The 10,451-nt window shown below is 60.5% G+C and carries 6 protein-coding genes; all 6 read left to right on the top strand.

Features of this window, described 5'->3' with window-relative positions:
- Positions 1 to 1,697 (top strand): DNA-directed RNA polymerase subunit beta (gene rpoB / locus VEK15_07855; protein HXV60591.1); only part of this gene is annotated, 1,697 nt, incomplete at its 5' end.
- Positions 1,698 to 1,741: 44 nt separating this feature from the next.
- A complete protein-coding gene (gene rpoC / locus VEK15_07850; protein HXV60590.1) occupies positions 1,742 to 5,929 on the top strand; it encodes a DNA-directed RNA polymerase subunit beta' in 4,188 nt (1,395 codons plus the stop codon).
- Between the two features lie 161 nt (positions 5,930 to 6,090).
- The gene (gene rpsL, locus VEK15_07845) at positions 6,091 to 6,465 is read left to right on the top strand and encodes a 30S ribosomal protein S12 (GenBank protein ID HXV60589.1); all 375 of its coding nucleotides are present in this window, start codon (positions 6,091 to 6,093) and stop codon (positions 6,463 to 6,465) included.
- A gap of 24 nt (positions 6,466 to 6,489) precedes the next feature.
- Positions 6,490 to 6,960, top strand: a complete 471-nt coding sequence (gene rpsG / locus VEK15_07840) for a 30S ribosomal protein S7 (protein ID HXV60588.1) — start codon at positions 6,490 to 6,492, stop codon at positions 6,958 to 6,960.
- 181 nt (positions 6,961 to 7,141) lie between these two features.
- Entirely contained in the window at positions 7,142 to 9,220 is a 2,079-nt protein-coding gene (gene fusA / locus VEK15_07835; protein HXV60587.1) for an elongation factor G, read from the top strand.
- A 42-nt stretch (positions 9,221 to 9,262) separates the two neighbouring features.
- Positions 9,263 to 10,451 (top strand): elongation factor Tu (gene tuf / locus VEK15_07830; protein HXV60586.1); only part of this gene is annotated, 1,189 nt, incomplete at its 3' end.

Raw genomic sequence — 10,451 nt, 5'->3', positions numbered from 1 at the left:
CGAACCAGAACACCTGCATGAACCAGAAGCCCATCGTGAGGGTGGGCGATCGGGTCGAGAAGGGTCAGGTCATCGCCGACGGGCCTTGCACCGACCAGGGCGAGTTGGCGCTCGGTCGCAACGTGCTCGTCGCTTTCATGCCGTGGCGCGGATACAATTTCGAGGACGCGATCCTGGTGTCGGAAAAGCTCGTCAAAGAGGACGCTTACACCTCGATCCACATCGAGGAGTTCGACACCGAGTCCCGCGACACCAAGCTGGGGCCCGAAGAGATCACCCGGGATATCCCGAACGTCTCCGAGGGATTCCTCACGAACCTGGACGAGTCGGGAGTCATCCGCATCGGAGCCTACGTGAAGCCAGGCGACATCCTGGTCGGCAAGGTCACTCCCAAGGGGGAGACCCAGCTCACACCAGAAGAGAAGCTCCTCCGGGCCATCTTCGGGGAGAAAGCCGGCGATGTTCGGGACGCATCGCTCACCTGCCCGCCGGGAATCGAGGGCATCGTCGTGGACGTCAAGATTTTCTCTCGCAAGGGCGTCGAGAAAGACGAGCGCGCCAAGGCGATCGAGTCCGAAGAAGTGGGCATGCTGGAGAAGAACTTGAACGACGAGATCCGCATCCTGAAGGAGGAGCGGAACAAGCGCGTGATCGAGCGTCTCTCGGGAAGCGTCCTCGAGGAGGATCTCGTCAATCCACGAACGGGCGAGAAGATTCTCAAGAAGAAGACGAAGCTGACCAAGGAGATGCTCCGCGAGCTTCGGCCCGCCTACCTCGGGCTTCTGGAGACCGACGTTACTCCCGAAGTGCTCGACGAGATCCAGGAGATCGAAGACAAGACCGAGCGACAGATCGAGGTCTTGAAGGCCCTCTTCGAAGAGCGTATGACCCGATTGCAGAAGGGCGACGAGCTTCCCCCGGGGGTCATCAAGATGGTCAAGGTCTATGTGGCCATGAAGCGCAAGCTCTCCGTGGGAGACAAGATGGCCGGCCGGCACGGAAACAAGGGAGTGATTGCCCGAATCGTGCCCGAAGAAGACATGCCGTACCTGCCCAACGGGGACCCGGTCGAGATCATCCTCAACCCGCTGGGAGTCCCTTCCCGCATGAACGTGGGTCAGATTCTCGAGACCCATCTCGGGTGGGCGGGGAAGCTTTTGGGTCTGCACTTCGCCTCACCGGTGTTCGACGGCGCGTCGGAGCTGCAGATCAAGGAGCTGATGGAAGAGACCAACACCAAGCTCCGCCAGGAGGGGGACCTGCGGCCCAATGTTCTGGAGGGTGGCAAGACCGTCCTCCACGATGGGATGACCGGAGAGGCGTTCGAGCAGCCCGTCACCGTGGGCTATATCTACATGTTGAAACTCTCGCACCTCGTGGACGACAAGATGCACGCCCGGAGCATCGGGCCCTATAGCCTCATCACCCAGCAACCGCTGGGAGGCAAGGCCCAATTCGGCGGACAGCGATTCGGAGAGATGGAGGTCTGGGCACTCGAGGCCTACGGAGCAGCACATACTCTCCAGGAGCTCCTGACCGCCAAGTCGGATGACGTCTACGGACGGGCGAAAATATACGAGGCGATCGTGAAAGGCGACACCTCGTTTGCTCCCGGTCTTCCCGAGTCCTTCAACGTGCTCATACGCGAGCTTCAGAGCTTGTGTCTCGACGTAGAGCTGTTGAAGACGAAGGACTGACGGGTGGGTGCAATTAGAGTGGGACACAAAAAGGGAGGAAGAACTTGAAAGCGTTCGCAACCCTTCGTGACAAAGGAAACCTCGTCGTGGATTTCGACGCCATCAAGATCAGTCTGGCGTCGCCAGAGAAGATCCGGGCGTGGTCGCATGGTGAGGTAACCAAACCCGAGACCATCAACTACCGGACGTTCAAGCCGGAGCGCGATGGGCTTTTCTGCGCCAAGATCTTCGGCCCGGTGACGGATTGGGAGTGTTTGTGCGGCAAGTACAAACGGATGAAGCATCGCGGCGTCATCTGCGACAAGTGCGGCGTCGAGGTAACTCAGTCCAAGGTGAGGCGGGAGCGGCTGGCACATATCGAGCTCGCCTGTCCGGTCTCGCATGTCTGGTTCTTCAAGGGGCTTCCGAGCCGTATCGGACACCTGCTGGACATGTCTCTGCGCGATCTCGAGCGTGTCCTCTACTTCGAATCCTACGTCGTCATCGATCCGGGCGATACGCCTCTGAAGGAAAAAGAGCTCCTCTCCGAGGAGCGCTACCGCGAGATGCGGCAGGAGCACAAACAGAAATTCCAGGCGGAGATGGGTGCCGAGGCCATCAAGGAGCTCCTCCGTCGCATCGAGATCGAGGAGCTGTCCGAAGACCTGCGCGAGGCGATGAAGACCGAGACCTCCCTGCAGAAGAAGCTCAAGTTCGCCAAACGTTTGAAAGTCGTCGAGGCCTTCCGCAAGTCCAACAACCGGCCGGAATGGATGATACTCGACGTCATTCCCGTCATTCCGCCCGAGCTCAGGCCTCTGGTTCCGCTCGACGGCGGCCGTTTCGCCACGAGTGATCTCAACGATCTCTATCGTCGAGTCATCAATCGCAACAATCGACTCAAGAAGCTCATGGAGCTCAAGGCGCCCGACGTCATCGTCCGCAACGAGAAGCGGATGCTTCAGGAGGCGGTCGACGCCCTGTTCGACAACGGGAGGCGGGGGCGAGTGCTCCGGGGCGCGAACAACCGTCCCCTCAAGTCGCTCTCCGACACGCTCAAGGGCAAGCAGGGTCGTTTCCGCCAGAATCTCCTGGGAAAACGGGTGGATTACTCGGGCCGTTCCGTAATCGTGGTCGGGCCGGAGTTGAAGCTTCACCAGTGCGGTCTTCCCAAGAGGATGGCGCTCGAGCTGTTCAAGCCCTTCATCTACAACAAGCTGGAACAGGTGGGGCTGGCCACGACCATCAAGGCGGCCAAGGAGATGGTCGAGGCCCAGCGGCCGGAGGTCTGGGACTTTCTCGAGGAAGTCATCCGCGAGCATCCCGTCCTGTTGAATCGCGCGCCCACGCTGCATCGGCTCGGAATCCAGGCATTCGAGCCGGTCCTGGTCGAGGGAAAGGCGATTCGCATCCACCCGCTCGTCTGCACGGCGTTCAACGCCGACTTCGACGGGGATCAGATGGCCGTCCACATTCCCCTCTCGCCGGAATCCCAGATCGAGGCTTCCTTGCTGATGCTCTCGTCGAGGAACATCCTGTCTCCCGCGAACGGGCAGCCGGTGGCGATCCCTTCGCAGGACATGGTGCTCGGCTGTTACTACTTGACCAAGAGTCGAAAGGGAACGAAGGGGGAGGGTCGCGCCTTCGCTTCGATGGACGACGTTCTTCTCGCGCTCGAAGCCCGCGAGGTGGAGACCCTCACACCCATCCGCCTCCTCTACAGCGGCAACTTCATCGATCTGACCACGGCGTTCAACGACCAGGACCTGGTGCATGCCGAGATCCACGAGCTGGACAACGAGGTGATCGAGACGACAGTGGGCCGGGTGATCTTCAACGATCATTTGCCGAAGGAGATTCCCTTCGTGAACGGCCTGCTCAAGAAGAAAGGGCTCGGGAGCCTGGTCAATTTCTGTTACCTCCGACACGGCATCGAGAAGACGGTGGAGATGCTCGACTCGCTCAAGGAGCTCGGCTTCCTCTACGCGACGAAGAGCGGGGTCTCGATCGGCATCGAAGATCTCGTCATTCCCAGCGAGAAGGAACAGCTGGTGGACCGTGCCCTCTCCGAGGTCAAGGAGGTCGACGACCAGTACCGGGAGGGGGCCATCACCAAAGGTGAGCGCTACAACAAGGTCATTGCCATCTGGTCGAACGTCACCGACAGGGTGGCCCAGGAGATGTTCGAGGAAATGGAGCGCCAAGAGCGGGAGAACGCCCGGTTCAACCCGGTCTACATGATGGCGGACTCGGGTGCCCGCGGCAGCAAGCAGCAGATTCGACAACTCGCGGGAATGCGCGGTCTCATGGCAAAGCCGTCGGGCGAGATCATCGAGACTCCCATTACCAGCAACTTCCGCGAAGGGCTGACCGTGCTCCAGTACTTCATCTCGACTCACGGAGCCAGGAAGGGGTTGGCCGACACGGCACTCAAGACTGCGGACTCGGGCTACTTGACGCGAAGACTCGTGGATGTCGCCCAGGACGTCATCATCTCCGAGGGGGACTGCGGCACGGTCTCGGGCATCTACGTCGGGGCCATCGTGGAGGCGGGCGAGGTCATCGAGGCGCTCCGCGACCGTATCGTCGGCCGCGTCAGCCTGGAGACGATCAAGGACAGCTTCACCGGCGATACGATCGTCACCCCCAACCAGGAGATCACCGAGACGACCGCCAACGCTATCCAGAACACCGGCGTGGATCACGTCAAGATCCGCTCGGTGCTGACCTGTGAATCGCGGCGGGGTGTATGCGCCCGCTGCTACGGGCGAAATCTGGCCAGCGGACGGCTCGTCGACCTCGGCGAGGCGGTGGGAGTCATCGCCGCGCAATCGATCGGCGAGCCCGGGACTCAGCTTACGATGCGGACTTTCCACATCGGCGGTACCGCGAGCCGGGTGGCCGAGCAGTCGACTCTGGACTCCAAGAGCGCCGGGGTGGTGAAGTTCGTCAACGTGTCGACGGTGAAGGATCGCGGAGGCGACCTGGTGGTGATGAACCGCGCGGGGCAAATCCTGATCCTCGACGACAAGGGCCGCGAGCGCGAGCGCTATCCGGTGGTCTATGGCGCTCGACTCAAGGTCAAGGACGGTCAAGCGATCGAATCGGGGACGACCTTCGTCGAATGGGACCCCTACACCTTCTCGATTCTCACCGAGGAAGGAGGGACCGCGCACTTCAAGGACGTGGTGCAGGGCATCACCGTACATGAAGAGGTCGACGAAGTGACCGGCCTGTCGATGCCCGTCATCGTGGAATCTCCCGACGAGAAACGGCAGCCAGCGATCGTGATCAAGGACAGCAAGAAGAAGGAGATCCGAAGCTACCTCCTGCCGTCGGGAGCCCACCTGATGGTGGCCGATGGCGACGAAGTTCGGCCCGGAGCGGTCCTCGCCAAGATCCCGCGAGAGACGACGAAGACCAAGGACATCACCGGAGGTCTCCCGCGCGTCGTCGAGCTGTTCGAAGCGAGAAAGCCGAAGGATCCCGCGGTCATCACCGAGGTCGACGGCGTCGTTCAATACGGGGGAATCGCGAAAGGGCTCCGAAAGATCTCGGTCATCTCCGATACGGGCGAAGTCCGCGAGTATTCGCTGCCGCGAGGCGTCCATATCAATGTGCAGGAAGGCGAGCGGGTAAAAGCCGGCGAGCCCCTCATGGACGGGCCCATCAATCCTCACGATATCCTCAATGTTCTCGGCGAGAACGCCCTTCAGGAGTACCTCGTCAACGAGATTCAGGAGGTCTATCGTCTCCAGGGCGTTCTCATCAACGACAAACACATCGAGGTCATCGTTCGCCAGATGATGAGGTGGGTCAAGGTGGAGCAGGTCGGGGACACCGAGCTGCTCATCGATGAGACCATCGATAAGTTCAAGTTCGGCGAAGCCAACGAAAAGATTCAGGCGGCGGGTGGTCGGCCGGCGTCCGGACGCCCATTGCTGCTCGGGATCACGAAAGCGTCGCTGTCGACCGACAGCTTCATCTCCGCGGCTTCGTTCCAGGAAACGACGAGGGTACTGACCGAAGCGAGCATCAGCGGCCGAGTGGATTACCTGAGGGGCCTGAAGGAGAACGTCATCATGGGACGGCTCATCCCTGCCGGCACCGGGTTAGAGGCCCATCGCCACGTCGCCATCCCCGACGCCCACCCGCTCGAGCGCCAGCAGGAGCTTACGAGCGAGGATCTCGATCGTGAGATGCAATACCTGGTGGAGAGCGGTTCGGCTTCGGGCGACGAGGAATCGACCTAGCGCGGTCGCCTCCGGCAGGAACGATGGGCGCCTTGACGGGTAACCGGTACCAGTTGGCGCAAATCCATTGACAGGATGGCATCCGTTTTGCTAGACTCGGCAGGTTGTCCTGAATCCAGAAGGGAACGCCGTTTTCCATACGATAGGTAGGTTTATCAGAGGTGCCGACTTTCAGTCAGCTGGTTCGTAAGGGGAGAAAGCAGTCTCACGCCAAGACCGACAGCCCCGCCCTTCAAGGCTGTCCTCAGAAACGAGGAGTCTGCATTCGGGTCTTCATCTCCACCCCGAAGAAACCGAACTCGGCATTGCGGAAGGTCGCGCGGGTGCGGCTGACGAACGGCGTCGAGGTCACGACCTATATCCCCGGTGTGGGCCACAACTTGCAGGAACACTCGATCGTCCTCATTCGCGGTGGTCGGGTGAAGGACCTGCCGGGAGTACGCTATCACGTCGTTCGTGGCTCGTTGGACGCGGTGGGTGTCGACGGGCGCAAGAACGGCCGTTCCAAGTACGGAACCAAGAGACCGAAGGCCTGAGATCACCCCTGAGCTGAGCACGACATGCCGAGAAGACGAGACGTACCGAAACGGGAGCCGCTGCCGGATCCGATCTATAACAGCGGGCTGGTGTCGAGCTTCATCAATGTCGTGATGAAAAATGGCAAGAAGGCGACGGCGGAACAAATCGTGTACCGAGCCTTCGCCAAGATTCAGGAGCGGGCATCGGACGACCCGTTGAAAGTTTTCAAGAAAGCCGTGGATAACGTGAAACCGACGCTCGAGGTGAAGAGTCGCCGGGTGGGTGGCAGCAACTATCAGGTTCCCGTGGAGGTCCGCCCCGAGCGACGAATGTCGCTTTCGCTGAGGTGGCTCGCGAGCTTCGCCCGCGCCCGGCCGGAAAAGTCGATGGTGGACAAGATCGCCAACGAGCTGATGGACGCTGCCGCCAATCGAGGGGCAGCGGTCAAGAAACGGGAGGATACGCACCGGATGGCGGAGGCGAACAAGGCGTTCGCCCATTATCGTTGGTAGGCTGACGAAGTCCTCCTGTTCGGATCGGACAGAAGACACACCCATCACCTCGAATCCACGCGAAGAGAGATTTCGTCGCGGATCGAAGTGATCGTTATCGAGGGTGCTAGCCCTCGGAAGAGAGTGGGAATCGTTTCGAGGAGAATGGAATCCTTCGTCCCGTAGTTAGAGTCGAAAACACATGCCCCGACTAGTGCCGCTCGAGAAGATTCGTAACATCGGCATCATGGCGCACATCGATGCCGGGAAGACGACGACGACCGAGCGTATCCTCTATTACACCGGTATCACCTACAAGCTCGGGGAAGTCCACGAGGGCACCGCCACGATGGACTGGATGAAGCAGGAGCAAGAGCGTGGCATCACCATCACCTCGGCGGCCACGACGTGCTTCTGGAGAGAGTTCCGGATCAACATCATCGACACGCCGGGCCATGTGGACTTCACCGCCGAAGTCGAGCGCTCCCTCCGAGTTCTCGACGGGGCGGTTGCTGTTTTCTGCGCTGTGGGCGGGGTAGAGCCTCAATCGGAAACGGTATGGCGGCAGGCGGACAAGTACCGGGTTCCCCGGATCGCTTTCGTCAACAAGATGGACCGTGCCGGAGCCGATCTTCCCCGCACCCTGCGTATGATGAAGGAGAGGTTGGGTACGAACCCGGTTCTCATCCAGCTCCCGGTGGGTAATGAAGACAGCTTCGTGGGAGTCGTCGACCTCGTCCGGGAGAAGGCCATCGTTTACAAGAACGAGACCCTTGGCGCGGAGTACGAGGCCGTGGACATACCCGCCGAGCTCCGCGACGAAGTCCGCGCCGCGCGGGAGAAGGTGATCGAGGCGGCCTGCGAATCGGACGAGACTCTCATGGAGAGATACCTCGAGGGGGAGGCGCTATCGGAAGAGGAGATTTTGGCCGGCCTCCGAAAGGGGGTGGTGGCGCTCAAGCTCGTCCCGGTGCTGTGCGGCGCGGCCTTCAAGAACAAAGGAGTGCAACCGCTGCTCGATGCCGTCGTGGATTTCTTGCCCTCTCCCTCGGAGGTGCCGTCCATCGTGGGCACCTCGCCCGACGGAGGCGAGACGATCGAGCGGCCGTCGAGCGACGACGCTCCCTTCTCCGCCCTCATCTTCAAGATCATGACCGATCCCTACGTCGGCCAGCTGGCCTTCTTCAGGGTGTACTCGGGGTTTCTCGAGTCCGGAAACCACGTGTTGAACTCGAGACGGGCGAAGACCTATCGCATCGGTCGATTGTTGAAGATGCACGCCAACAAGAGGGAGGACATCAAGGCGGTCTACGCGGGAGATATCGCCGCCGCCGTTGGCCTCAAGAACGTCCAGACCGGTGACACCATCTGCGACGAGGATCACCCCGTCGTTCTCGAGTCGATGGACTTCCCCGAGCCGGTAATCTCGGTGGTCATCGAGCCCAAGACCAAGGCAGACCAGGAGAAGCTCGGAGTCGCACTCTCGAAGCTCACCCAGGAGGACCCCACGTTCAAGGTCTTTGCCGATCCGGAAACGGCGCAGACAATCATCAGCGGAATGGGCGAGCTCCATTTGGAGATCGTGGTGGATCGGCTGCTCCGGGAGTTCAACGTGGCGGCGGGAGTGGGAAAACCCCAGGTCGCATACAAGGAGACCATCCGCGGCAAGGCCAAATCCGAAGGCCGTTACATTCGTCAAACCGGCGGTCGGGGACAGTACGGACACGTGTGGCTCGAGGTCGAATCGCGCCCCGGGGTGAAGTTCGAGTTCGTCAACAAGATCGTTGGAGGTGCGATTCCCCGTGAGTTCATTCCCGCCGTCGAGGCGGGAGTGAAAGAGGCGATGGAGCAAGGCCCGCTCGCGAGTTACCCGATGGTCGACATTTCGGTTCGCCTGTACGACGGCTCGTTCCACACCGTGGACAGCTCGGAGATGGCGTTCAAGATCGCGGGGTCGATGGCCTTCAAGGCGGCGGTGAAGCACGCAGATCCGGTGTTGCTGGAGCCGATCATGCAGGTGGAGGTCGTCGTTCCCGAGGAATACATGGGCGACGTCATCGCCGATCTGAACGCTCGGCGAGGTCGCATCCAGAGCATGGCGGCACGGGGCAACGTGCAGGTTCTGACCGCTCACGTTCCGCTGTCGGAGATGTTTGGTTATGCCACGGATCTTCGCTCCGTAACCCAGGGTCGCGCCACATACACCATGCATTTCCACCAATACGAGGAAGCCCCGAAGAGCGTGGGCGAGGAAGTCGTCGCCAAGGTTACGGGAAGGTAGTCATCGGAAGGAACCGACACTTACAAGGAGCACGAACGGGTCATGTCGAAAGAGAAATTCGATCGCAGCAAACCGCATTTGAACGTGGGGACGATCGGGCACGTTGACCACGGGAAGACGACGTTGACGGCTGCGATCACGAAGGTTCTGGCGAAGGGTGACAAGAGTGTCAGCTTCCGGAGTTTCGATTCGATCGACAACGCTCCCGAGGAGCGAGAGCGAGGGATCACGATAGCGACGGCCCACGTAGAGTACTCGACGTCGAAACGTCACTATGCGCACGTTGACTGTCCGGGTCACGCGGACTACGTGAAGAACATGATAACGGGAGCTGCGCAGATGGACGGAGCGATCCTGGTGGTATCGGCGGCTGACGGTCCGATGCCTCAGACGCGGGAGCACATTTTGCTGGCGCGTCAGGTAGGAGTTCCGTACATCGTGGTATTTCTGAACAAGGTGGACATGGTTGACGATCCGGAGTTGCTGGATTTGGTAGAGCTGGAGGTACGGGAGCTTCTGTCGCAGTACGAGTTTCCCGGAGACGACATACCGATCATCCGGGGAAGCGCGTTGAAGGCACTGGAGTCAGATGGAGCGGAAGAGGAGAAGCCGGTACTGGAGTTGATGACGGCTCTCGATGACTACATTCCGTTGCCGGAGCGAGACGTTGACAAGGATTTTCTGATGCCGATCGAGGACGTGTTCTCGATATCGGGTCGTGGGACGGTCGTGACGGGCCGAATCGAACGGGGAATTGTGAAGGTATCGGAAGAGGTAGAGATCGTCGGGTTCCGGGAGACCCGCAAGCGAGTGGTGACGGGCGTGGAGATGTTCAAGAAGCTTTTGGACGAGGGCCAGGCGGGGGACAACGTGGGTGTGCTTCTTCGGGGCACGGAGCGCACGGACGTCGAGCGGGGGATGGTTCTGGCGAAGCCTGGCTCGATCACCCCTCACACGAAGTTCAAGGCGGAGGTATACGTATTGTCGAAGGAGGAGGGAGGTCGTCACACGCCGTTTTTCAGCGGGTACCGTCCGCAGTTCTACTTTCGAACGACGGACGTGACGGGCACGGCGCAACTGTCGGAGGGAGTGGAGATGGTGATGCCGGGCGACAACTCGAGTCTTGTGATCGAGCTGATCACTCCGATCGCGATGGAGAAGGGTCTGCGGTTCGCGATCCGGGAGGGTGGACGGACGGTGGGCGCAGGGACGATTACCGAAGTGTTGGAAT

Source organism: Vicinamibacteria bacterium, from assembly GCA_035620555.1.
Taxonomy (GTDB): Bacteria; Acidobacteriota; Vicinamibacteria; order Marinacidobacterales; family SMYC01; genus DASPGQ01.
Note: the sequence above shows the minus strand (reverse complement) of the source record. Positions and strands in the feature narration are given on the sequence as shown.

Bases quoted from the DNA above. Each gene is read 5' to 3' on its own strand.
- rpsG (HXV60588.1), top strand. From the start codon at position 6,490: ATGCCGAGAAGACGAGACGTACCGAAACGGGAGCCGCTGCCGGATCCG.
- fusA (HXV60587.1), top strand. From the start codon at position 7,142: ATGCCCCGACTAGTGCCGCTCGAGAAGATTCGTAACATCGGCATCATG.